This window comes from Kribbella kalugense (assembly GCF_004365875.1).
In the GTDB taxonomy this organism is placed as follows: Bacteria; Actinomycetota; Actinomycetes; order Propionibacteriales; family Kribbellaceae; genus Kribbella; species Kribbella kalugense.
In genome coordinates, this window is the sequence record NZ_SODF01000002.1 from 2,456,406 (window position 1) to 2,479,080 (window position 22,675).

At 67.3% G+C, this 22,675-nt stretch carries 20 protein-coding genes; 10 read left to right on the top strand and 10 right to left on the bottom strand.

The annotated features are described in order from the left end of the window. Window positions 1–7: 7 nt before the first annotated feature. The gene (gene ligD, locus EV650_RS29670; protein ID WP_134122258.1) at window positions 8–934 is read right to left on the bottom strand and encodes a non-homologous end-joining DNA ligase; all 927 of its coding nucleotides are present in this window, start codon (window positions 932–934) and stop codon (window positions 8–10) included. A 41-nt stretch (window positions 935–975) separates the two neighbouring features. Here ligD and EV650_RS29675 point away from each other — a divergent pair, with 41 nt between their 5' ends. The 3 genes from EV650_RS29675 (at window position 976) to moeZ (ending at window position 6,125) form a co-directional block, all read left to right on the top strand. Beyond that, window positions 976–1,908 carry an alpha/beta fold hydrolase gene (locus EV650_RS29675; protein WP_134122259.1) on the top strand — a complete coding sequence of 311 codons (933 nt, stop codon included), beginning with the start codon at window positions 976–978 and terminating at the stop codon, window positions 1,906–1,908. 274 nt (window positions 1,909–2,182) lie between these two features. Continuing rightward, window positions 2,183–4,762, top strand: coding sequence for a Calx-beta domain-containing protein (locus EV650_RS29680; protein WP_238174522.1), 2,580 nt, complete (start codon window positions 2,183–2,185; stop codon window positions 4,760–4,762). 172 nt (window positions 4,763–4,934) lie between these two features. Further along, a complete protein-coding gene (moeZ, locus tag EV650_RS29685; RefSeq protein WP_134122260.1) occupies window positions 4,935–6,125 on the top strand; it encodes an adenylyltransferase/sulfurtransferase MoeZ in 1,191 nt (396 codons plus the stop codon). A 36-nt stretch (window positions 6,126–6,161) separates the two neighbouring features. Here moeZ and EV650_RS29690 read toward each other — a convergent pair whose 3' ends face one another. Further along, complete coding sequence (locus tag EV650_RS29690; protein ID WP_134122261.1) at window positions 6,162–6,953, bottom strand: maleylpyruvate isomerase family mycothiol-dependent enzyme; 792 nt, start codon at window positions 6,951–6,953, stop codon at window positions 6,162–6,164. Beyond that, window positions 6,950–7,585, bottom strand: coding sequence for a TetR/AcrR family transcriptional regulator (locus EV650_RS29695; RefSeq protein ID WP_134122262.1), 636 nt, complete (start codon window positions 7,583–7,585; stop codon window positions 6,950–6,952). The genes EV650_RS29690 and EV650_RS29695 overlap by 4 nt, the downstream gene beginning before the upstream one ends. A gap of 86 nt (window positions 7,586–7,671) precedes the next feature. On the opposite strand from EV650_RS29695, the gene EV650_RS29700 reads away from it, so the two are divergent. From EV650_RS29700 to EV650_RS29715, 4 genes are read left to right on the top strand one after another with little or no spacing between them, the layout of a single operon-like run. Then, the gene (locus EV650_RS29700; protein WP_134122263.1) at window positions 7,672–7,938 is read left to right on the top strand and encodes a DUF2277 domain-containing protein; all 267 of its coding nucleotides are present in this window, start codon (window positions 7,672–7,674) and stop codon (window positions 7,936–7,938) included. A gap of 9 nt (window positions 7,939–7,947) precedes the next feature. Next, the gene (locus tag EV650_RS29705; protein ID WP_134122264.1) at window positions 7,948–8,304 is read left to right on the top strand and encodes a hypothetical protein; all 357 of its coding nucleotides are present in this window, start codon (window positions 7,948–7,950) and stop codon (window positions 8,302–8,304) included. Window positions 8,305–8,352: 48 nt separating this feature from the next. Further along, window positions 8,353–9,192: a TIGR03560 family F420-dependent LLM class oxidoreductase gene (locus EV650_RS29710; protein ID WP_134122265.1), complete on the top strand. Its 840-nt coding sequence runs from the start codon at window positions 8,353–8,355 to the stop codon at window positions 9,190–9,192. 9 nt (window positions 9,193–9,201) lie between these two features. Beyond that, complete coding sequence (locus EV650_RS29715; RefSeq protein WP_134122266.1) at window positions 9,202–9,498, top strand: MGMT family protein; 297 nt, start codon at window positions 9,202–9,204, stop codon at window positions 9,496–9,498. A gap of 3 nt (window positions 9,499–9,501) precedes the next feature. Here EV650_RS29715 and EV650_RS29720 read toward each other — a convergent pair whose 3' ends face one another. After that, window positions 9,502–10,404, bottom strand: a complete 903-nt coding sequence (locus tag EV650_RS29720) for a hypothetical protein (RefSeq protein ID WP_134122267.1) — start codon at window positions 10,402–10,404, stop codon at window positions 9,502–9,504. A gap of 159 nt (window positions 10,405–10,563) precedes the next feature. Between EV650_RS29720 and EV650_RS29725 the strand changes: the two genes are divergently transcribed. After that, window positions 10,564–13,782 carry an ATP-dependent helicase gene (locus EV650_RS29725; protein ID WP_134122268.1) on the top strand — a complete coding sequence of 1,073 codons (3,219 nt, stop codon included), beginning with the start codon at window positions 10,564–10,566 and terminating at the stop codon, window positions 13,780–13,782. After that, on the top strand, window positions 13,782–17,009 hold the full coding sequence (locus EV650_RS29730) for an ATP-dependent helicase (RefSeq protein WP_134122269.1): 3,228 nt from the start codon (window positions 13,782–13,784) through the stop codon (window positions 17,007–17,009). The genes EV650_RS29725 and EV650_RS29730 overlap by 1 nt, the downstream gene beginning before the upstream one ends. On the opposite strand, the gene EV650_RS29735 is transcribed toward EV650_RS29730, so the two are convergent. Beyond that, window positions 16,999–17,865, bottom strand: coding sequence for a LysR family transcriptional regulator (locus tag EV650_RS29735; RefSeq protein WP_134122270.1), 867 nt, complete (start codon window positions 17,863–17,865; stop codon window positions 16,999–17,001). The two genes, EV650_RS29730 and EV650_RS29735, sit on opposite strands and share 11 nt — an antisense overlap. Window positions 17,866–17,939: 74 nt before the next feature. Here EV650_RS29735 and EV650_RS29740 point away from each other — a divergent pair, with 74 nt between their 5' ends. Then, the gene (locus EV650_RS29740) at window positions 17,940–18,449 is read left to right on the top strand and encodes a cysteine dioxygenase family protein (protein ID WP_134122271.1); all 510 of its coding nucleotides are present in this window, start codon (window positions 17,940–17,942) and stop codon (window positions 18,447–18,449) included. A gap of 6 nt (window positions 18,450–18,455) precedes the next feature. On the opposite strand, the gene EV650_RS29745 is transcribed toward EV650_RS29740, so the two are convergent. From EV650_RS29745 to EV650_RS29765, 5 genes are all read right to left on the bottom strand, one after another. Then, window positions 18,456–18,995: a Uma2 family endonuclease gene (locus EV650_RS29745; RefSeq protein WP_134122272.1), complete on the bottom strand. Its 540-nt coding sequence runs from the start codon at window positions 18,993–18,995 to the stop codon at window positions 18,456–18,458. A gap of 91 nt (window positions 18,996–19,086) precedes the next feature. Further along, window positions 19,087–19,632, bottom strand: coding sequence for a Uma2 family endonuclease (locus tag EV650_RS29750; protein WP_134122273.1), 546 nt, complete (start codon window positions 19,630–19,632; stop codon window positions 19,087–19,089). Between the two features lie 100 nt (window positions 19,633–19,732). Then, a complete protein-coding gene (locus EV650_RS29755) occupies window positions 19,733–20,245 on the bottom strand; it encodes a Uma2 family endonuclease (RefSeq protein ID WP_134122274.1) in 513 nt (170 codons plus the stop codon). A gap of 39 nt (window positions 20,246–20,284) precedes the next feature. Continuing rightward, window positions 20,285–21,991, bottom strand: a complete 1,707-nt coding sequence (locus EV650_RS29760) for an IucA/IucC family protein (protein ID WP_134122275.1) — start codon at window positions 21,989–21,991, stop codon at window positions 20,285–20,287. Continuing rightward, complete coding sequence (locus tag EV650_RS29765) at window positions 21,991–22,569, bottom strand: GNAT family N-acetyltransferase (RefSeq protein ID WP_134122276.1); 579 nt, start codon at window positions 22,567–22,569, stop codon at window positions 21,991–21,993. Before EV650_RS29765 ends, EV650_RS29760 begins: the two co-directional genes overlap by 1 nt. Window positions 22,570–22,675 lie beyond the last annotated feature (106 nt).

A 22,675-nucleotide genomic window follows, 5' to 3' on the forward strand; every position in this document is an offset into this window, starting at 1 on the left:
TTCCAGTTCATGACGGCAGCGGCTGCGGATCGTCGTACAGGCCGCCCAGGACGTCGCCGTACTCCTCGATCCGGGCCAGCACCTCGTGCGGGAGGAATCTGAGTTCCTCGGGTGACGTCGCCGAGGCCACCTCGTCCCAGTCGATCGGTGTCGACACCCGCGGTTCGTCGGAGCCTCGGAGCGAGTACGGCGCCAGCGTGGTCTTCGCACTGGCGTTCTGACTCCAGTCGATGAACACCTTGCCGGGCCGCAGCGCCTTGGTCATGTTGGCGGTCACGTTCTCCGGCAGGGCCTCCGCCAGCTGCTCAGCCAGCTGTTTGGCAAACGCACTGGTCCGCCTGGAGGACGCAGGTTCGATCGGCACGTACAGGTGCATTCCCTTGTTGCCAGACGTCTTCGGCCAGCCCTCCAGCCCGAAATGGCCCAGCAGCTCCCGCAGGGCCAGCGCCACGTCGCAGCACTCGACAATCGTCGCCCCGGGGCCAGGGTCGAGGTCGAACACGATCAGGTCCGCCTGTGGATCCTTACCGTGGTCGGACAGCCCGATCCGCCATTGCGGGATGTGCAGCTCGAGCGCGGCCAGGTTGGCCAGCCACACCACGGTCTGTACGTCGTCCGCGACCACGAAGTCGGCCTCGTCCCGTCCGGTGGAGCTACCGGGAGTAGGCAAGGTCACAGTCCGTACCCAGGCCGGCGTACCGCGTGGAGCGTTCTTCTCGAAGAAGTACGCCGCCTCTGTGCCGTCGGGCCACCGTTTGCGGGTCAGGGGCCGGTCGGTCAGGTGTGGGAGCAGCAGCTCGGCCACCTGGTGGTAGTAGTCGATCACCTCGGCCTTGGTGAACCCGGTCTGTGGATACAGCACCTTGCCGAGGTTGGTGAGCTTCATGGTCTGCCCGTCCACCTCGGTCGTCAGCTGCTGCTGCGCGCCCGCCATGCGTCCCAGTCTCCACCTAGTAGGCGTTCTACCATGGTGCTGTGGAGAGTTACGGGCCAGTAACCGGGGACGCCGTACCCCTGGAGCTGAAGCAGTGGCCGGAGCGGCGAGTGCCGGTCGCAGGGGTGGATCTGCTGGTCAGAGACGTGCCGGGTGCGGCGTCGGACCTGCAGCCCGCCCTGTTCGTCCACGGCCTGGGTGGTTCGTCGCTGAACTGGACCGCCCTGGGTCTGATGCTCAACGACACGATCCGCGGCATCGCCCCCGACCTGCCTGGTTTCGGCCGTACGCCGTTGTCCGGCGTGATCGGGATCTCCGAGCAGGCCGCAGTCCTGAGCGAACTGGTGGACCGGGAGTTCGACCAGCCGGTGCACGTGTTCGGGAACTCGATGGGCGGCGCCTCGTCGGTGGCGCTGGCTGCTGCACGTCCTGACCTGGTGTCCTCGCTGACGCTGATCTCGCCGGCACTGCCGCATCCACGGGTGTCGGCGAGTGCGCTGTGGTTCGCCGCACTGGCCACGCCGCGGATCGGTCCCGCAGTACTGGAGCGGTCGCAGCGGCTGCCGTTCGAGCAGCGGTTCAAGGCGTCGCTGGCGATGGTGTTCGGTGACCCGCGATCCCTAGCGCCTGAGGTGCGAGCGGCGTACGAGGCAGAGCTGCACCGGCGTGACACGGACCCGTGGGGTCGGCAGGCCACGCTGGACGGGGCGCGGAGCATTCTGAAGTCGTCGCTGGCCAGACCGCGCCGGTCGCTCTGGGCGGACGCGGCCAAGGTGGAGTGCCCGGTGCTGTTGATCTACGGCGGCAAAGACCGCCTGGTCGACGCGCGGATCCGCACCAAGGCCCAGCGCACCTTCCCGAACGCCCGGCTGCTCTACCTGCCGCACTCCGGGCACGTCGCGCAGATGGAGCACCCGGAGGAGGTGGCTCGCGCGTTCAGGCAATTGATCGAGTCGAATCCGACGCGCCACTGAGACACGACTGAGCGGCGGATCCGGTCAACTTTCCTCTCGCCTGACAAGTACTACAGGTGACCGTGTCAGAACGAACGAGAGGACCACTGTGCGAGTGATCGGCAGAACCGCCCGATGTCTGTCGCTGGGGATGGTCGCACTACTAGGTGTGGGGACACTCACCGCAACGGCCGCACCACCTACGCCGCCATCGGTTGCTCAGGGCAACCAGTGGGACGTGCAAGCCGTGACCGGCGGATACCAACTGAGTCTGCATCTGGCGTCGCCTGCGCCGATGCGTGCCTCGCTTCCGCTGCTGGCGGTCGACGGCAAGCCGCTAGGTGTAGCCAAGCAGTCCGCCGACCGTAAGACGCTGACGTTGGTCAGCACCGATCCGGCCGTCTTGACGGCGCGGGACGTCCGCCTGGTCTGGTCCGGCGACCTGGGCAAGCAGTCCGGGATGAGCCGAGGCATCGCGGCCGCCGGACCGACCGACGCCGACTGGCTGAAGGCCCGGCGTGGACCGCTGCTGCCCGCGGATCCCGGTGCGCTGGGCAAGTACAAGGTCGACACAGCCGAGTACAACCTCGGCGACGAGGCCGTGAACCTTCCTGGCCTCGGCCACAAGTCGGAGCTGTTGGGGAAGGTGTACTCGCCGCGTGGCGCGGTCGGCCCGCGCCCGCTGGTGATCTTCCTGCACGGCCGCCACGAGGTTTGCTACGGCGAGCCCAGCCATCCGACCGAGAACGAGAAGCCCTGGCCATGCCCGCCCGGGATGAAGGCGATCCCGAGCTACCGCGGGTACGACGGGCCGGCGACCGCGCTGGCGAGCAACGGATACCAGGTCGTGTCGATCAGCGCCAACGCGGTCAACGCCTGGGACAGCGAGGCCTACGACGCCGGTGCGCAGGCGCGGGCCGAATTGATCCTCGACCACCTGGCGCTGTGGCGGAAGTGGTCGACGATCGGCGGCGGGCCGTTCGGCACCCGCTTCGTCGGCAAGATCGACCTGCAGAACGTCGGTCTGATGGGTCACTCGCGGGGCGGTGAAGGTGTCGCGCGGGCCGCGGTGCTGAACGCGGACCGCGGCGGTCAGTACGGCATCCGCGCTGTACTGCCGTTGGCACCGACCGACTTCGCCCGGGCGACCGTTCCCGGTGTGGCGATGAGCGTAGTACTGCCGTACTGCGATGGTGACGTGTCCGATCTGGAGGGCCAGAAGTTCTACGACGACACCCGGTACTCCGTCGATGGTGACGCTGCACCGCGGTCCACCGTCACGGTGATGGGTGCCAACCACAACTTCTTCAACACCGAATGGACGCCGGGGCAGTCCGTTGCTCCGTCGAACGACGACTGGTCCGGCGACGAGAAGGCGTCGCCGTGCGGGGCGAAGTACCCGGGCCGGTTGACGGCGAAGGAGCAGCAGGCGGTCGGTACGGCGTACGTCGCTGGGTTCTTCCGGTTGCAGCTGGGGCACGAGACGCAGTTCCTGTCGCAGTTCGACGGCTCGGACTCGCGGGCGGCGTCTGCGGGCAAGGCCGTCGTACGGGTGGTGTCGCAGGCGCCGGCGGGGTCGCGGCGGGACGTGAACCACTTCGACAAGGCACTGCCGCCCGGATCGGTCAGCGGGAAGGTGTCTGCGACGGTGTGCGCCGGTGTGTCCGACACGTCCGTCCGAGCGGCGACTCCGACCTGTATGGCGACGAATGACTGGGCCAACGCGCCGCACTGGGGTGCTGCCTGGTTCGCCGCCAAGACACCTACCACTGCGGTCACCAAACTGACGTGGAGCGGGACAAATGGGGTCGTACGGGTCAACGTGCCCGCTGGGCAACGCGACGTACGCCGATTTGCTGCACTGACCTTCCGTGCGGCGCCCGACCCGGTTGGTACGCCGAAGACGGACCTGAGCGTCCACGTGGTCGATGGGCACGGCCGGGCGGCCGTCGTACCGGTGTCTGCGGTCAGTGACGCGCTGGTGCGGATGCCGGGGAGCAACGACAGCGGTCTGCCGAAGAACCTGTTGCGGACGGTACGCATCCCGGTTTCGTCGCTGAAGGGCGTGGACCTGCGGGATGTGCGTGCAGTAGAGCTGCGGACGGACAGGGTGGCCAAGGGGTCGGCGTACGTGAGCGATCTGGCGTTCTCGTCGCCCGGGCTCGGGTTCTCGGCACCGGCGGCACTCCTGCCGAAGCTGTCCGCGTCGAACGTCACCGTGAAGGAGGGGGACAAGGGCACGCAGACGGTGGACTTCTGGGTGACCATGTCGCGGCCGAGCATCCGGCCGGTCAGCGTGTACGCCGAGACGAACGGAGAGCTCGGTGAGTCTGTCGGGGAGGTTGCCCGGCAGCTGGTGTTCAAGCCGGGGCAGACGCGGCAGAAGGTGACTGTGCCGGTCACTGGGAACACGCGGGACAGCTACGACCTGCCGTTCAGCCTGGTGCTGTCCGTGCCGCACGACGGGCTGCTGGCCGAGTCCTTCGGCCACGGCCTGGTCCTGGACGACGACCCGACGCCGACCCTGACCCTCGGCAACCTGAAGACGGTCGAGAAGACCGGCGTGGTCAACTTCGGCGTCAAACTGTCCGCCCCGAGCGACAAGTTCGTCTCGTTCAGCGGCCTCCTCAAGGACGGTACGGCGGTGATCCGCAAGGACTACACGTCCGCCAACGACGACGGCACAGGCCCGGTCGACCGCGCCATCGACGGCTACATCGAACCTGGCAAGACCACCGGCGACCTCTCCGTCAAAATCCTCGACGACAAACTCAAGGAGCCGGCTGAAACCTTCAGCGCGGTCATCACCGAGGTAGACGGCGCCAATCTGAAGGTCCCGATGACCCTGACCGGAACGATCATCGACAACGACTAGTACCAGTGACGTGCCGGGCACCCTGGGGGCGCCCGGCACGTCTCGTTCTTGAGACGACCGGCCCGGGATGTGGACTCCGTGGGAGGTGGTTTGGGATGTGCGGGAACATGGGGGTGGGAGAGATGGTTGAAAACCGGAGATCCCGTCCGACGTCTTCCTGAGGAGCCGACACGTGTCACTGCCACCGCTGGTCGAACCGGCTGATGAGTTGACCATCGACGAGGTGCGGCGCTATTCGCGGCACCTGATCATTCCCGAGGTCGGGATGGCCGGGCAGAAGCGGCTGAAGAACGCCAAGGTGCTGGTGATCGGTGCCGGCGGTCTGGGCAGCCCGGCGCTGCTCTACCTGGCCGCCGCCGGGGTCGGCACGCTCGGCATCGTCGAGTTCGACACCGTCGACGAGTCCAACCTGCAGCGCCAGATCATCCACGGCCAGTCCGACGTGGGGAAGTCGAAGGCGCAGTCGGCCCGTGAGTCGATCCTGGAGACCAACCCGAACACCAACGTCGTGCTGCACGAGGTCCGCCTCGACAACGACAACGTGTTCGAGATCTTCGAGCAGTACGACCTGATCGTCGACGGCACCGACAACTTCGCCACCCGCTACCTGGTGAACGACGCCGCGGTGCTGCTCGGCAAGCCGTACGTCTGGGGCTCGATCTTCCGTTTCGACGGACAGGTCAGCGTGTTCTGGGCCGAGCATGGCCCGTGCTACCGCTGCCTCTACCCGGAGCCGCCGCCACCCGGCATGGTCCCGTCCTGCGCGGAAGGCGGCGTACTGGGCGTGCTCTGCGCGTCCGTCGGCGCGGCCCAGGTGACCGAGGCGATCAAGCTGCTCACCGGCATCGGCGACCCGTCGCTCGGTCGCCTGAACATCTACGAGGCGCTCGACCTGAACTGGCGCGCCCTGAAGGTCCGCAAGGACCCGAACTGCGCGATCTGCGGTGAGAACCCGACCGTCACCGAGCTGATCGACTACGAGGACTTCTGCGGCGCGATCACCGAGGAAGCGGCCGACGCGGCCGTCGGCTCGACGATCTCGGTGAAGCAGCTCAGCGAGTGGATCAAGCTCAAGGACAACGGCGAGAAGGACTTCGTCCTGATCGACGTCCGCGAGCCGAACGAGTACGAGATCAACCGGATCCCGGGCTCGGTGCTGATCCCGAAGGCCGACTTCCAGACCGGTGTCGCCCTCGAGAAGCTCCCGCAGGACAAGCAGCTGGTCTTCCACTGCAAGTCCGGAGTCCGCTCCGCCGAGGTGCTCGCGATCGCCAAGGGCGCCGGCTTCTCCGACGCGGTCCACGTCGGCGGCGGCGTGGTCGCCTGGGTCGACCAGATCGACCCAAGCCAACCGTCGTACTAGAACTGAAGAGAGGGGGCTGGTCTCCAGCCCCTCTTTCTAGAAGTCCATCCGGCAGCCGGCGACCGCGTCGACGGCGGCCGGATCGCCTGTAATTGAAGGCTTGTCGTCGCGGCCGGACAGGGTTCGCATGTAGGCGACCGCGTCGACCTCGGCACGACCCACCGGCTCGCCCCTCCCGAGTCGGTAGGTCCCACCGCCCTGCCCGGTCAGCTCCAGTACGACGGCCGGCCGGTCACCCCAGAACGGTCCGCCGTCCACATCGAGCATCACCTGCGCGATCAGCTCGTCGACGTACTGCCCGCCGTCGAACGGCCGCCCGAGTGCCTGGCTGACGTCGTCGCGATGCATCCAGAGGTCCCGCGCGAGCAGGATGTCCTGGATGTAGCCGAGGTCGAGTGTCTCCAGCCCCGGTACGCCGTCGAGCTTGATCTTCATCCGCCGCAGCAGGGCCGGATTCCGGCTGATCCGCCGGGACGCCTTCGCCCACAACCGATCGAAGACGGTCCGCAGCTCGGCCGGCGGCGTACCGCGAAGGTCGTCGGCCTGCAGCATCATGTGTGCGTCCAGCAGGACGGCGTCCGGGTACTTCTTCTTGGCCCGCAGGTCCCGCAGCGGGAACGTCCACGGCCGAAGTACCTCCTCGGCCTGTCCGATCAGATGGCCGGCGATGTCCGCGACGTCCCAGGCGTCGCAGACGGTACGGCGGTGCCACTCGGAGCCCTCGATCGACGCGAGCAGGTCGTGCCAGGCGCGGAGCTCGGCGTCGCGGTGGAGTGTGGTCCGTTGCCGGTCGGCCCGGCCGATGTCTACTGCAAGTACAGCTGTCATGTTGTCCCCCTGGTTGGTGCGTAGCGCTGGTAGAACATCTCGAGTACGACGGGCAGCAGGCGGCTGAAGCGGCCGTCTTCGAAGGACGCGTCCGGCTCGTTGGCGAGCTGCTGCGAGATCAGGCCGGCCAGCATCGCGGTGTAGAGGGCGATGCCTTCGTCGCTCGCCGCGTCCGGGTGCAGGAGGCCGGCCTCGATCGTCGCCTCCAGATGCTCACGGAGATCCTGGATCGACTCCAGCGCCGGGGCGTACGCCTCCGGACTCGGCTCGAAGCCGGGAATCGTCCGCCAGAACATCAGCTGGGCGTACACCTGGTGCTCCAGGCACCAACGGCAGAACGCCGACGCCGCGCTCAGGTTCAGCTCGAGCTGGTCGTCGATGTTCGCGCGGGCGGCCCGGTAGGCGTCCCGGAGCAACTCGTTGCCCCGTTGGTAGAGCGCGTCGTAGATCGCCATCTTCGACGGGAAGTACTGGTACAGCGACGGCGGCTGCATCCCGAGCCGCCGGGCCACCGCGGACAGACTCAGGGCCGCGACCCCCTCGACCTCCATCAGCTCGATCGCGACGTCGAGGATCTCCTCGATCGTCTGCTGACGACGACGGGTACGGCGGTCCGGAACGGTGGTGCTCATGCCTTGAGGAAAACCTAATGGCGTTAGGGTTGTCAATACCTCGTAGATTTGAGGATCTTGTCCCTCGCGCCACGTACTGTCGATACATGTGCAGAAACATCACAACGCTCCGGGGACTTGAGCCGTCTGCGACCTCCGAGGAGGTCTACGCGGCCGCGTTGCAGTACGTGCGCAAGGTGACCGGCGTCGGCTCGCTGAGTGCGACCACCCGCGGTCCGATCGAGCGCGCAGCCGTCGAGGTCGCGCGGATCACCGAGCAGCTGCTGGAGGAGATGCCGGCCCGCCGGACCCCGCCACAGACCGTGCCACCACTGCGGCGCCCGGAAGTCCGTGCGCGCCTCGGCCTCGACTAAGAGCCTCCCGTGGGGCAGGAGGTTCGTCCCGCCCGCCGGCGGCACGGACTGGTCTTCGGCCTGATCGTGGCCGGCGTGCTGTTGTCGCTCACCAACACCAACGCCCAGTCCGAGCTGGGTCGTCGCCGGCACGAGGCGTGCGACGGCACGGTGCCGCTGCCGACGGGTGCGTACGTGCTCGGCGCCGCCGGACTGTTCGTCGGGGCGATCGCGCTGTACCTGTCGCTGCGCTGGTTCCGGCACAGCCGGCAGCCGATCACGCTGATCCTCCTGGCGACCGCAGCCGCCGCGGTAGTGGTCGAGATCCTCGGCATCGTGACAGCCTTCCAACAGGGTCAGCCGATCGAGTCGCTCTGCTTCGGCTAAGCGGTAGTGTCGCCCCCGGGAAACGGTTACCTCTGAGAGGGGCGCGGGATGCGGTTCGCGATCAAGACCAGGCCGGAACACACCACCTGGCAGCAGATGCGGGACGTGTGGGTCGCGGCGGACCAGTTCGAGATCTTCGAGTCCGCCTGGCACTGGGATCATTTCTACCCGCTGACCGGCGACATGCAGGGCCCGAACCTGGAGGCCTGGACCACGCTGGCCGCGCTCGCGCAGGCGACCTCGCGGATCCGGGTCGGCTGCCAGGTGACGGGGATGATCTACCGGCATCCCGCCGTACTCGCGAACATGGCGGCAACCACCGACATCATCAGCGACGGGCGGCTCGAGCTCGGCATCGGCGCCGGCTGGAACGAGATGGAGACCGCGGCGTACGGCATCGACCTGTACCCGTTGAAGGAGCGCTTCGACCGGTTCGACGAGGGCACCGAGGCGATGATCGCGCTGCTCACCGAGAAGGTCGCGAACTTCGACGGCAAGTACATCAAGCTGACCGAGGCGTACTGCAACCCGAAGCCGGTGCAGACCCCGCACCCGCCGATCACCATCGGCGGCAAGGGCCCGAAGCGAACGCTCCGCGCGGTCGCCAAGTGGGCGCAGCAGTGGAACGTCATCGTCGCGAACCCCGAGGAGTGGAAGCCCCTCAAGGACGTGCTGGTCCAGCGTTGCGAGGAGGTCGGCCGCGATGTCAACGAGATCACCTGCTCGGTCAACGTCCGCATCGACCCGGACGGCCCGCTCGACAAGGCGGTCGCCGACGCAGCGGCGTACGGCGAGGCCGGCGTCGACCTGATCATCATGAATCTCCCGCTCGACGCGGGGCCGTCCGTCCTGGAGCCGCTCGCGAAGGCGCTCGCGCCACTGGCTTAGATTTGCCCTGTGGACAGGGAGGAGTACGTCGAGGCTGTACTGCGGGCGGTCGAGTCGATCCCGGAGGGCAGCGTCGCGACGTACGGCGACATCGCGGAGTACATCGGGCAGGGTGGACCGCGGCAGGTCGGCGCGATCATGCGCGAGTACGGCGCGACTGTCCCGTGGTGGCGAGTGATCCGCGCATCCGGCGTACCGGCCGATGAAGTCGGCGACGAGCAACTCCACCGGCTGCGGTCGGACGGGGTGCGGATCACCAACGGACGCGTGCGGCTGCGCGACGTCCGTTGGGATCCACAGGATTGATCGTTACTCGCCGTTCAGCGGTGTGCCCGCCTGCGATGTGCGGAGGAAGTAGATCGGGTCGTTGTAGGTGCCTGGGACCTTGCCGAGGCTCTGGATGGTGGTCGACGTTCCGTTGGCGTGACCAATGGCGTACAGGTACGCCGATCCGCTGTCCCGGTCGATCGCAGCCAGCAGAGTGCTCTGAGTGCCGCACTTCTCCGCGACGATCGACTCGAAGCCCTGCCAGGTCGACGAGCGGACGACCTTCACCACGGTCGTCATCGGCGACGTGATCGGGATCCGGATCGTGTACAGCGCGCCGGCCTTGGTCGTGGCCAGGAAGGTGTCGTACGTCGACGTCGTGCTGATCAACGTCATCGTCTTCACGGCCGAGAATCCGGCGAACGTACCGAGCGGGTGGAACCCTTCGGCGTCCCGCTTCCAGCGGACCAGGGTGCCGTCGTCGCGCATCGCATAGAAGTACTGCCGGGTCGGCGCGTCACCCTTCGGGTACGCCGCCCGCGCGATCGAGGTGTACGCGTTCATGTCGAGCATCGCGACTCCGCGGCCCCACCACGGTCCGTCCGGCACGTTGTTGATCACGGTGCTGTAGAGAGTGTCGCCGTACAGCGCGTAGCCGCTGTCGGAGCTGCCGCCCTCGGGCTCGGGCTTGAACTCCCAGGTCGCGCTCGCCCTGGTCTCGCCGGGCTCGGCGACCTTCGGACCGACGCGGCGTTCGCTCGCGACCGGCGGGCTCGCGGCGGACACCACCTGGTCGACATAGTTGCCCTGCGCGGTGATCGAGCCGAGATCGAGCGAACAGATCGACTCGAGCTTCGGATTCGCCGCGGTGGCAGTGGCAGTACTGAGACCTGCCAGTAGAACAGCCGCCCCCAGGAGGGCGGCAGTGCGCCGTGTCGTCCTCATTCGGTGCTCCTTGTTTGTGGTTGCTTTCGAGGAACTCGATGCACTCCGGCCGCGGAAAGTTATCGCCCGACTACGTTGCTGTTGTCCGGTTTCCGACGATCTGTGCCCAGTCCGGGGTGGGCGTCAGGATTTGTCGGCGGCGTCTGCTGGGATGGTGCGATGGTTGGCAGACAGGGGTCCCGATATCGCTTGGTCCGGGCGGCGGGGCGTACGGCGGAGGCGCCGGTCCTGGATGCCGATCAGCAAGCGGTCGTCGATCACCCCGGCGGGCCGCTGCTGGTTCTCGCCGGGCCCGGCACCGGGAAGACGACGACGTTGGTCGAGGCGGTCGTCGACCGGGTCCGGAATCGCGGGCTGAGTCCGGACGAGGTGCTCGTGCTGACCTTCGGACGGAAGGCGGCGACCGAGCTCCGCGATCGCATCACCGGCCGGCTCGGGCGGACGACGCGAGTGATGCCGTCGATGACGTTTCATTCGTTCTGCTACGCGTTGCTGCGGCGGTTCACACCGGCGGACGCATTCGACGTACCGCTGCGGCTGCCGTCCGGGCCGGAGCAGGCGTCGCGGTTGAGTGAGGCTTTGTCGGGGAGTCGCGAGGTCGGTGCGGTGCATTGGCCGAGCAGTTTGCATCCGGCGTTGAAGACGCGCGGGTTCACCGACGAGGTGCAGGCGGTGATCGGCAAGGCGCGGCAGCTCGGGCTCGACCCGGAGGACCTGTCCGCGATCGGGCGGACGGCGGAGCGGGCCGAGTGGGTCGCGGTCGGGGACTTCTTCGAGGAGTACCTGCAGGTGCTGGACGCCGAGCAGGTGCTGGACTACTCCGAGCTGATTCATCGCGCGGTGATCCTGGCGCAGCAGCCGCAGGTGCAGGCCAAGCTGCGGGCCGAGTTCAAGGCGGTGTTCGTCGACGAGTATCAGGACACCGATCCTGGTCAGACGAAGCTGTTGCAGGCGATCGCGGGCGACGGACGTGACCTGGTCGTCGTCGGCGATCCAGACCAGTCGATCTACACGTTCCGCGGCGCTGACGTCCGCGGTCTGCTCCGATTCACCAAGGAGTTCCCGGCATCCGACGGCTCCGAGGCGGCCCAGATCGCCTTGGGTACGACGCGACGCTTCGGGACCACGCTGCAGCGCGTATCGCGCAACGTCGTCAACCGACTCGGTGTCCCGGGGGCACTCGATCGGGACACGTTCGACCGCTTCCGGAACCCGGACGCCTCGTCGGCTGTTTTCGGTCCGGGGAAGGTCGAGGCGAATCTCTACTCGACGAGTGGCGCCGAGCTCGAGCACATCGCGGATCTGCTCCGGCGGGCGCATGTCCAGGACGGTGTCGGGTGGCACGAGATGGCGGTGCTGGTCCGGTCCGGCAGTCGGTCGATCCCGCCGCTGCGGCGTGCGTTGGCCGCGGCCGGGATTCCGGTGGACGTGGCCGGCGACGAGTTGCCGTTGTCGCGAGAGCCCGCCGTACGGCCGATGCTGCTGGCCTTGCGGGCCGTGGCTGATCCGGTGACGTTGACTGTTGACGTCGTACGGGCGCTGGCGCTGTCGCCGTTGGGGGCGATGGATGCGGGGCAGTTGCGACGGTTGGCACGCGTACTGCGGCGGCGGGATCGGGAGGCGGCGGGTGGGCAGCGGTTGCCGCGGTCGTCGGACGAGCTGCTGCGGGAGGCGTTGACGAATCCGCTGCTGCTCGACGAGGAGGCGTCGCCGGCCGAGGCACGGTTCGCGGCGCTGGGCGAGCGGTTGCTCAAGGCAAGGAATATCGTGACCGCGGGCGCGGCGCCGGACGAGGTGATGTGGTCGCTGTGGTCGGAGTCGCCGTGGTTGCGGCGGTTGCGCGGGCAGGCTGGGTCGGGTGGAGAGACCGCGCGGGCCGCGAACCGGGACCTGGATTCGCTGTGTGCGTTGTTCGACGCGGCGAGCCGGGCCGAGGAGCAGGTCGGGTTCAAGGGGGTGTCGGCGTTCCTGTCGGAGTTGGAGTCGCTCGATATCGCGGCGGACAACCGGTTCGACGGGACGTACCGCGAGGCCGGCGTACAACTCATGACCGCTCACCGGTCGAAGGGTCTGCAGTGGCGGCTGGTGGTCGTCGCTTCGGTCCAGGAGGGGCAGTGGCCGGATCTGCGGCGGCGCGGGTCGTTGCTGGAGCCGGACCGGTTGGGGCCGGACGGGCTGATCGATCCGTTGTCAGCTGGCGCGTTGCTGGCCGAGGAGAGACGGTTGTTCTACGTCGCGATCACCCGAGCCCGGGAGCGATTGATCGTGACCGCGGTGCAGGCGCCCGAGGCGGACGGCGACCAACCCTCCAGATTCCTTGCTGAGCTCGACATTCCTTTGAAACTGGTCGCTGGGCGGCCGAGGCGGCCGTTGTCGTTGCCCGGTCTGGTTGCGGATCTGCGATGCGTCCTGGCGGATCCGTCGTCGTCGCCAGCTTTGAAACGGGTCGCGGCTGATCGGCTGGCTTTGCTGGCCGATGCCGTGGACGAGCGTGAGTATTCCTTGGTGCCGACTGCGGATCCGTCGCGCTGGTGGGGTGTGCGGGAGCGGACTCGGTCGGAGCGGCCGATTGCGAACCCCGAGCTGCCGGTGCCGTTGTCGGGGAGTGCGCTGACTACGATCGTGGACTGCCCGCTGCGGTGGTTCCTGACTCGGCGGGCGGGCGGGGAGACGCCCAGTACGTCGGCGATCGGGTTCGGCATGGTGCTGCACACGTTGGCGGATGCGGTCGCGACCGGGGTGCTGCCACCGTCCGTGGACGAGCTGAACGGCTGGCTCGACAAGGTGTGGACGCAGCTGGAGTTCGAGTCCGCGTGGATCTCGGATCGCGAGCGGGTGGAGGCCGAGCAGGCGTTGCGCCGGTTCGTCGCGTGGCATCAAGGGCGGCCGGATCGGACGCTGCTGGGGACCGAGGTCGAGTTCGACGTACTGCTTCCGGATGCGGACAAGCCCGCGGTCCGGGTGAAGGGCCGGATGGACCGGGTCGAGCAGGATCCGGAGGGCACGATCCGGGTGGTCGACCTGAAGACGGGCCGCACGCTGCCGACCAAGCCGGCGGTGGCGCGGCATGTCCAGTTGGCGATCTACCAGCGGGCGATCGCGTCTCGGCAGATGCAGAAGCTCGGCGACGATCCGGTCGCGGGCGGCGCCGAGCTCGTTCAACTCCGGCACGACGACAACGGCGGCTTCCCTCGTGTCCAGCACCAAGGTCCGCTCGAAACCGACGAGGACGGCAAGACCTGGCTCGACGAAGCGGTCGAGAACGCCGAGTCGATGGTCCGCACCGAAGAATTCACCGCCCAACGCAACGACGGCTGCGCCCGCTGCGAAGCCCGAGCCCTCTGCCCCATCCAACCCGAAGGCCGAGAGACCGTCTGATGCCTGCGCACCTGGAGTCCACGGCCGACCTGTGCGACCTGCTCGGGATTCCGTTCAGTGATCAGCAGTTGGCGGCCATTACCGCACCGCTCGCGCCTGGAGTGATTGTGGCGGGGGCCGGGTCGGGGAAGACGACGGCGATGGCGGCCCGGGTGGTGTGGTTGATCTGCACCGGGCAGGTGCAGCCGGAGGAAGTGCTCGGGCTGACGTTCACGAAGAAGGCCGCCAACGAGCTGGATGTGCGGATCCGCGAGGACCTGACCAAGGCCGGCGTGCTCGGATCGACCCTGCCGAAGGACCAGCATCCGATCCTCGCCGCCCACCTCCGCAGCAACATCCCGAACTGGGAGCCCGAGGAGCCGGGTGAGCCCGTCGTCTCGACGTACCACGCGTTTGCCGGCACGTTGATCGCCGAGCACGGTCTCCGCCTCGGTCTCGAGCCCGACGCCCGAGTGCTCGCCGATGCGACCCGTTTCCAGTTGGCCGGTCGCGTCGTACGGCGGTCCGCCGGGCCGATCCGGTTCGCGTCGCATCACGTGCCGACGCTGGTGAACAGTCTGCTCTCGCTCGACGGTGAGCTCGCCGACCACCTGCTCCGGGCGGACGACGTACGCGAGCACGATGACGCCGTACGTCGGGAGGTCGCGGCGGCCCGTAAGCAGACGGTGGAGGTGCGCAAGCTGGCCGAGACCGCGTTGAAGCGGGGCGAAATCCTGCAGCTCGTCGAGGAGTACCAGGCCTACAAGGGGGAGCGCGGCGTCGTAGACTTCGCCGATCAGATGGCGCTCGGCGCGCGGTTGGCCGAGGAGTGCCCGGAGGTCGCGGCCGTCGAGCGATCGCGGTACAAGGTCGTGCTGCTCGACGAGTACCAGGACACGTCGGTCTCGCAGCGCCGGATGCTGACCGCTCTGTTCGCTAGTGGGGACGGTCGCGGCCACGCGGTCACCGCGGTCGGTGATCCATGCCAGGCGATCTACGGCTGGCGTGGCGCGTCGGTCGCGAACCTGGACGAGTTCCCTGAGCACTTCCCGCAGTCGGATGGCACGCCGGCACAGCGATACGTGTTGAGCGTCAACCGTCGTAGCGGTAGCCGGATTCTCGCCGCCGCCAACCAGCACGCGACCGAACTCTATGAGCAGCACCCCGGCGTCATCCCGCTCGAGGCCCCGGCCGACGCGCCGGAAGGTGCGATCACAGTGGGCCTGTTCGAGACGCGGTCGCAAGAGATCGAGTGGGTCGCCGACTCGATCGTCGCCGCGCACCGCACTCCGAACCGCCGCTGGAAAGACATCGGCATCCTGATGCGGACGAACGTCGACCTCAGCGCGGTCCACGAAGCCTTGATCTCCCGCAAGGTCCCCGTCGAGGTCGTCGGCCTCGGCGGACTCCTCGCGCTCCCCGAGGTTGTCGACGTCGTTGCGACGCTGCAAGCCGTCAACGATCTCACCGCGAACGCCGCGATGCTGCGGATTCTCACCGGCCCGCGGTACCGGATCGGTCACCGCGACCTTGCCCTGTTGGCCAACCGCGCACGCATCCTCGCCGACGCCGGCGAGCGGCCCGCGGTTGACGACCTGGTCGCCGCCCTCGACGCAGCGGTCGCCGGGATGGACTCGACCGAGGTCATCTCGCTCGCCGAGGCGGTCGACGATCCAGGTCCGGACGCCTGGGGTTACGCCCCGGAGGCCCTGGTCCGCTTCAAGGAACTCTCGACCGAGTTGCGCGAACTCCGAACGCACGCGAGCGAGCCGCTGCTCGACCTCGTCCGGCGGGTGATCAGCACGATCGGCCTGGACGTCGAGCTCACCGCCACGCCCGACCACGTCGACGCAGGCCGCCGCGATCATCTTGCCGCCTTTTTGGATGCCGTCGGCAACTTCGTGTCCACCGAGTCGGACGGTTCGCTCGACGGCTTGCTCGCGTATCTGGCCGCCGAGGAGGAGTACGCCGCCGGCCTCGACCTCGCCGTACCGAGTGAGGCCGACTCGGTCAAGCTGCTCACCACGCACCGCTCGAAGGGCCTGGAGTGGCCGGTTGTCTTCGTGCCGACGCTGGTTTCCAAGGTGTTCCCGTCGGATCGCGGCCGGGACAAGTGGACGACGAACGCCAAGGTGCTGCCGTGGCCGCTGCGCGGTGACGCCGACACGCTGCCGGATATCCACGACCTGTCGAACGCCGGGCTGAAGTCGTTCGCGGACGAGTGCAAGGACGTGAACGCGCTCGAGGAGCGGCGGCTCGGGTACGTCGCGTTCACCCGGGCGAAGGAGATCCTCGTCGCCACCGGGCATTGGTGGGGTCCGACGCAGAAGCGTCCGCGCGGACCGTCGTCGTACCTTTCGATGCTGAAGAAGCACGCCGGCGAGCGAGTCGTCGCGTGGGCCGAGCAGCCCGAGTCTGAGGAGAATCCAGAGCTCGCCGAGCAGACGCAGGCCCCGTGGCCGACGCCGTTCGACGTGGATTCCTACCAGCGACGGCTGGCTTCGGCGGCGCTCGTGCAACAGGCTCGCGCGGAAGGCCCGTCGATCGAGGCCGAGGAGTCGCTGCTGCTGGACGAGCAGGCGACGGTCGCGCGGTGGGACTCCGAGATCGAGCGATTGTTGTCAGAGGCAAGGGAAAGCCGAAGCCGCAAGGCGTACGACGTAACGCTTCCGGCCGCACTGTCCGCGACGCAGGTGATGCGGCTGGCCAAGGATCCGGACGGACTCGCCTCCGAGCTGGCTCGCCCGATGCCCCGCAAACCCAACCGGGCCGCGCGTTTCGGCACCCGCTTCCACGCCTGGGTGGAGAGCTACTTCGGCCAGCAACTCCTGCTCGATCCGGACGACCTGCCTGGTGCCGCGGACGAGGACATCGTCGACGACACCGACCTGACCGAACTCATGGACGCCTTCCGCGACGGCCCGTTCGGCGAGACCTCGCCGTACGAGATCGAAGCCCCGTTCGCCCTCGCCCTCGGCGGCCGAGTCATTCGCGGCCGCATCGACGCCGTCTACCAGGTCGTCCGCGAGGACGGCTCCCGCGGGTACGACGTCATTGACTGGAAAACCAACCGCTCCGAATCCGCCGACCCACTCCAACTGGCCATCTACCGCCTCGCCTGGTCCGAACTCCAAGGCATCCCCCTCGACCAGGTAACGGCAGCCTTCTACTACGTCCGCACCGGCGACATCACCCGCCCCGAACACCTCCCGGACAAGGCGGAGCTCGTCAGCCTCCTCAACGGATGACGGCCTCCTCCAGGGCGGCCACCAGCGCCGCGATCGCCGGAGGGTTCGGTGGTTCGCCGTACGTCGCGGCGTAGACGTGCCGACGTGAGTCCGGGATCTCGGTGGCGAAGATGCCGTCGGCCTGGTGGCTGCGGAGGGCAAGACCAGGCATGGTCGTCACCCCGAGACCGGCCATCACGAGAGCCTGCATCACCACCATGTCGTCGGAGGTATAGCCGACCCTCGGTTCGTAGCCCTCCACCGCGCACAGAGCAGTCAGATGACTGCGGCAACGATCGCAGCCGGCGATCCAGGTCGCGTCGCCGAGCTCGGCCAGCGTGACCGGCCGGTCCTTCGACAGCAGGTACACCGGGTCGTCGAGCAGATGGTGCAGTCGTACGCCGGTCGGCTCCGGCTCGGTCTCGTCGTACCGGAACACGATCGCGACGTCGATCTTGCCGGTCCGCAGAAGCTCGAGCGCCTCGGGCGGATGCAGATCGGTCAGACTCACCTCGAGCCCCGGATGTTTGCCGGCCAGCGCCGCAACGGCAGCCGGCACGAGCGATCCGATCGCCGACGAGAACCCGGCGAGACGAACGCGTCCGACCCGCAGGCCGACGTGGGCGGCGAGCTCGGCGTCGACTGCCTCGATCCGGCCGATGATCTCCGCGGCCCGGGCGGCGAGCATCAGGCCGGCTTCGGTGAGCCGGATGCCGCGGCCGGCCCGCTGCAACAACTGCGCGCCGGTCTCGGCCTCCAACCGGGACAGGTGATGGGTGACGGACGGCTGCGAGTAGTGCAGCTCGCGGGCCGCGGCGGTGACCGATCCGTGCCGCGCGACGGCATCGATGACGCGCAACTTCGTGACATCGAGCATGTATCAAACCTGTCTATGGATGAGGACGATAATTGGCATTAGACGTTATGGGTTGAGGGGCGCACGCTCAAGACATGACGACGACAACGACTTCCACCAGCACCCTGACAGACCTCGCCGCGGGCGTTCGAACCGCGATCGGCGAGCACGCCGACTGGCACGGCACCGCACAGCTCGTCGCCGAGCAACTGCGCCGCCACCTGCCGACGCCCGACGTACTGACGGCCGAGCAGCGTCTCGGATCGGCGGACCGGTACCGGAGTCACACCCTGCATGTCGAGCCCGACGGCTCGTTCTCGATCATCGCCCTGGTCTGGCAGCCCGGCCAGCTGACCCGGATCCACGATCACGTCACCTGGTGCGTGTTCGGAGTGATCCAGGGCGTCGAGCACGAAGACCTCTACGACGCGGACCTCAACCTGATCGGCCAGAGCGACAACCACGTCGGCGACGTCAGCGGCTTCGCGCCCCCCGGCGACATCCACCGAGTCAACAACACCTCGGACACCACGGCGATCTCCATCCACATCTACGGCACCGACGTAACCCGCATCGGCTCGAGCGCCCGCCGCTACTACAACTAACTGCTGTCAGCGCACCCGGAACAGCTCGGCCGGCACAATCCGCACCGGAAACGGCAACGTCGCCTCGAACACCTTCTCGCCAGACACGACATCGCGCTCGACGTACACACCATCCACGAGCTCGAGCACAGTCAGAGTCTGCTCCTCCGCATCGAGTATCCAGTAAGCAGGGACGCCAGCCCTCTCGTAGAGGACCGGCTTGAGAACCCGATCGACGGTGCGTGTCGTCGACACGACCACCTCAACGGCGAGTGCCAACTCCTCGACCCATCGCGTCGTGGTGGCCTTGCACGGAAGCACCAGCAGATCAGGAACCAACGCCAACCGACTGTTCGGCCGGAACTCCAACGGTCCGTACAGAACCTCGAGATGGTCAGGGCAGGCGGAGACCATCTGCATTACCAGGTTGCCGAGTGCCCGTTGATGGATCCGGGATGACATATAGGTCACCAGCAGGACTCCGTCTACGAGCTCGTACCGCGGCCCTTCGTCCGGCGCCGCGTCGAGATCGGCCGTCGAGAATTCACCTGGTTCGATCGGTCTCATGCTCCGACCCTGTCTCAGACCAAACATGGTGCGGTAGGGCAGATGAGCATCTGCCCCAGGCTGCCCGGTTCCAGGGATGTCTGGGCGGCTCCTAGACGACGACGTCGGCTGGGACGATGCGGACCGGGAACGGCAGCTTGGCCTCGAACGCGTCCTTGCCGGTGACAACCGCCCGCTCAACGTAGGTGTCGCCGGCCAGTTCGAGCACAGTCAGCTCTTCCTTCGCTGGATCGAAGATCCAGTAGGACGTCACCCCGGCCTGCTCGTACAAGCGGCGCTTCAGAACCCGATCCGCCAAGCTCGTCGATTGCGACAGAACCTCGACCGCGAGCAGCAACGGCTTCTCGATCAGCTTTGGCCCAACATCCTCGCGGCGGCAGACGAGCACATCGGGCTGCACCGATCGCGTTGGTGTCGGCCGGTAGTCCGTCGGAGCAACAAACACCTTGAGGTTCTCTGGGCAGCGTTGCCGCAAGGCAACGGCCAGTTCTAAGGTCGCTGTCTGATGGATTGTCAATGGCGCCGGGGTCACCAGCAGCACCCCGTCGACCACCTCGTAGCGCATCCCGTCGTCGGGAAGCAGTTCGAGATCGGCCAGCGTGAAGTGACCCGGCTCAAGTGTTTCCACGTATCCCATGGTGGTGCCTCCTTCTCGATCACACAACCAGCATGGCGGCGCACGATGGGTGGTTGGTGCCGTTTCGGCGATCTGCCCCAGGTTGCCCCGGGATGCCCCGTTACCTGGTGAGGGCGGCTGGGGTGAGGGCGACAGGGAAGGGGTGGGTGGCTTGGTAGGTCTCCTCGGCTTGGACGACGGCTTGGCAGGTGTAGCCGGTGGGGGTCAGGGCGAGGATGGTTAGTTCTTGGGTGGTGGGGTCCAGGAGCCAGTAGGAGGGGACCTGGTGGGTTTCGTAGAGGGTGCGTTTGAGGACTACGTCGGTGGTCCGGGTGGCGGGGGAGAGGACCTCGACGGCTAGGAGGGGTGGCTGGGTGATGGTGTAGTTGCGGGGGCAGACGAGCAGGTCTGGGCGGAGAGTCGTGTGGGGTGTCGGACGGAAGGCGACAGAGCCCACCGATACCAGGAGGTCGGGTGGGCAGGCGTGTTTGAGTAGGACCATGAGTGCGACCACGGCGGCGTGGTGGGCGGGTGGTTGGGCGCCGGTGATCAGGAGGCGGCCGTCGACCACCTCGTAGCGCCGGCCGTCCCTGGCGGGCGGACGGCCGGCTTGTGATGCTTCAACCGTGGTCACTCCGACAGCTTGACGGATTTCGCCGTACCGCCGCGGGAGTTATCCACAGGCGAGTGGGTTCTCCAAGGTGCCGACGAACTGGAGCGAGCCGGCCACGTCGGTCAGGTCGACCATCTGCTGGTTGTTCTTCAGCTGCAGCCGATTCAAGCAGGACAACGCGAACGACGGCGTGAAGATGTCGTACTTCGCGAACGCATCGGCCAACTCCGGCGTCGCCGACTGGTAGTCGCGCACCGCGCCCACAACCACCGACCAGAACTCGGCAGGCGTCAGCAGACCCTCGCGGTCCAGCAGCGGTGACAGGAACCGGAAGATGCAGTCGAACACGTCGGTGAAGATCGACAGCAGCTTCTCGTCGTCAGGCACCTCGGCGCGGATCCGCTCGACGTCCGGTGGGATCGGCGTCGCCGGGCTGAGTACGGCGATCTCCTCGGCGATGTCCTTCATGATCACCCGGATCGGGATCGCGTCCCGCAGTACCAGGATCAGGTTCTCCCCATGCGGCATGAACACGAGCTCGTAGGCGTAGAAGCTGTGCAGCAACGGGATGAGATAAGCATCGACGTACGCGCGCAACCAGTCCGCCGGCGCCAACCCCGAAGCCCGCACCAGTGCCGCGGCCAATGACGAACCGTGCCGGTCGACGTGTAGTAGCGAAGCCATCGTCGCCAGTCGCTCGCCGGGCTCCAGCGTCGGCACCGGGCTCTCCCGCCACAGCGCCGACAGCATCTTCCGGTACGGCGAGGTCTTGTCGGTCGCGTTCTCGTAGTACCGGTTGTGGTACCCGGCCGCCGCGATCTCCCGCAGTACCGAGAAGCCATAACGCTTCAAAACAAGGTCATTCGAGACCAACGAGTGCGCCCAGTCGTTGATCGCCGGCGTCGCGGCCATGTACGACGGCGACAGTCCGCGCATGAACCCCATGTTGAGCACCGACAACGCCGTCTTCACGTAACACTTCGACGGCTGCGACCGGTTGAAGAACGTCCGGATCGACTGCTGCGGCTGGTAGATGTCATCCGTCGACCCGAGATGAATGACGTGCCGCTGCGCGATGTCCGCGGCAAACGTGATCGAGGTCTTGTTGTCCCACTGCCACGGATGCACCGGCAGATAAACGTACTCCGCCGGATCGGCGAGGGCAGCGAACCGTTGCAGTACGTCGTCCCCCAACTCCGACCGCAGCAGGTCGTCGAAGCGCAGTGTGTTGCTGTGGGCAACCGTCGTCCGGTCCCGGCGAGTGGCGATCCAGGTCAACTGCACCGGCGCCCCGGTCTCCGGCGCGTACGCGAGGTAGTCGCTCATCCCGAACCCGAGCCGCCCGTTGTTAGCCACGAAGCACGGATGGCCCTCGGTCATCGCAGCCTCGATCACCTGGAAATCGGCAGTCACCAGGTCGGCAGCGGTCAGATCCGGCTTCGACAGCTTGTACGCCGCCGACGCGAGCGTGCTGCTGATCTCCTCCAGGTACACCGGCAGCATCTCCGCGCCGATCCCGAGCTGCTCGTGGAACTCGGTGATGAACTCCAGCGCATCGACCGGCAGGCCGTCGTCGCGCACCACCGAGGAGATATCCCAATGATTCAAGGGATATCGCCGAGCGGCGAAGCGATATCGGCCGACCACAAATTCGTTGCCCTCGGCGACAGGTTCGAGGATGCGCTCGTGGGTGAACTCCGAGAGCGCCTTCCGCACCAGGGCGACGTTGACGACAGCCCAGGCGTCCGGGTTCAAGTGCGTGACCATCAGCCGGCCTCATTCATCCGGTGTGCGTCGGCGTACTGGTCGCGGGTGCAGAAACTCAACCACGCTTGCTTGTCCGGCAGTTGTACGACGCTGTGCTTGCGGAACCCCATCCGCTCGTTGAGGGCGTGGATCTTGGTGTTGCGTACGTCGGGCTCGACCACGACCCGGTCGACCAGCGGATCGCTGAACAGGCTGTCCATGATCGTCTCGAAGACCGCACCGGTGAATCCGGTGATCGGCGCGACCGGCGGTCCGACCAGCACATGCATCCCGATGTCTCCCGGTGCGACGTCGTACACCTCACCGATCGCGTCGTACGTCGGCTCGTAGCGCTCCATCAGGAACGCGGGCCGGCCGTCATGCTCGCCGAGGAATGCGCGGTGGTGCGCACTCCGCTCGATCCGGAGGTACTCCGCGTGCACGTCGGCGACGGATGCGTCGAGGAGGCCCCAGTACCGCGCGTACGGCTGGGTCACCCAACCGTGCAGCGTGGTCACGTCCTCGGTCAGGTCGAACGGCCGGAGGCTGAGGGTGCCGAGGCCGGCGAACAAGCGCCGGAAGGTCAGTGCTCTGGTCATGGCTGGATCTGCTTTCGCGGTGGGCGTACCTGCTTAGCTAAGGCTTACCTTACTTGATGGCTGAGCCGGCATCGAAACCGGCCCGTATCCTGGCGGCCCACCCAGC

What these genes read in the sequence shown, in the direction of transcription:
- EV650_RS29730 (WP_134122269.1), top strand. Translation starts at nt 13,782, where the DNA reads ATGCCTGCGCACCTGGAGTCCACGGCCGACCTGTGCGACCTGCTCGGG.
- EV650_RS29710 (WP_134122265.1), top strand. Translation starts at nt 8,353, where the DNA reads ATGCGGTTCGCGATCAAGACCAGGCCGGAACACACCACCTGGCAGCAG.
- EV650_RS29735 (WP_134122270.1), bottom strand. Translation starts at nt 17,865, where the DNA reads ATGCTCGATGTCACGAAGTTGCGCGTCATCGATGCCGTCGCGCGGCAC.
- EV650_RS29760 (WP_134122275.1), bottom strand. Translation starts at nt 21,991, where the DNA reads ATGGTCACGCACTTGAACCCGGACGCCTGGGCTGTCGTCAACGTCGCC.
- EV650_RS29695 (WP_134122262.1), bottom strand. Translation starts at nt 7,585, where the DNA reads ATGAGCACCACCGTTCCGGACCGCCGTACCCGTCGTCGTCAGCAGACG.
- EV650_RS29725 (WP_134122268.1), top strand. Translation starts at nt 10,564, where the DNA reads ATGGTTGGCAGACAGGGGTCCCGATATCGCTTGGTCCGGGCGGCGGGG.
- EV650_RS29700 (WP_134122263.1), top strand. Translation starts at nt 7,672, where the DNA reads ATGTGCAGAAACATCACAACGCTCCGGGGACTTGAGCCGTCTGCGACC.
- EV650_RS29720 (WP_134122267.1), bottom strand. Translation starts at nt 10,404, where the DNA reads ATGAGGACGACACGGCGCACTGCCGCCCTCCTGGGGGCGGCTGTTCTA.
- EV650_RS29745 (WP_134122272.1), bottom strand. Translation starts at nt 18,995, where the DNA reads ATGAGACCGATCGAACCAGGTGAATTCTCGACGGCCGATCTCGACGCG.
- EV650_RS29690 (WP_134122261.1), bottom strand. Translation starts at nt 6,953, where the DNA reads ATGACAGCTGTACTTGCAGTAGACATCGGCCGGGCCGACCGGCAACGG.
- EV650_RS29750 (WP_134122273.1), bottom strand. Translation starts at nt 19,632, where the DNA reads ATGGGATACGTGGAAACACTTGAGCCGGGTCACTTCACGCTGGCCGAT.
- ligD (WP_134122258.1), bottom strand. Translation starts at nt 934, where the DNA reads ATGGCGGGCGCGCAGCAGCAGCTGACGACCGAGGTGGACGGGCAGACC.
- EV650_RS29765 (WP_134122276.1), bottom strand. Translation starts at nt 22,569, where the DNA reads ATGACCAGAGCACTGACCTTCCGGCGCTTGTTCGCCGGCCTCGGCACC.
- EV650_RS29680 (WP_238174522.1), top strand. Translation starts at nt 2,183, where the DNA reads ATGCGTGCCTCGCTTCCGCTGCTGGCGGTCGACGGCAAGCCGCTAGGT.
- EV650_RS29740 (WP_134122271.1), top strand. Translation starts at nt 17,940, where the DNA reads ATGACGACGACAACGACTTCCACCAGCACCCTGACAGACCTCGCCGCG.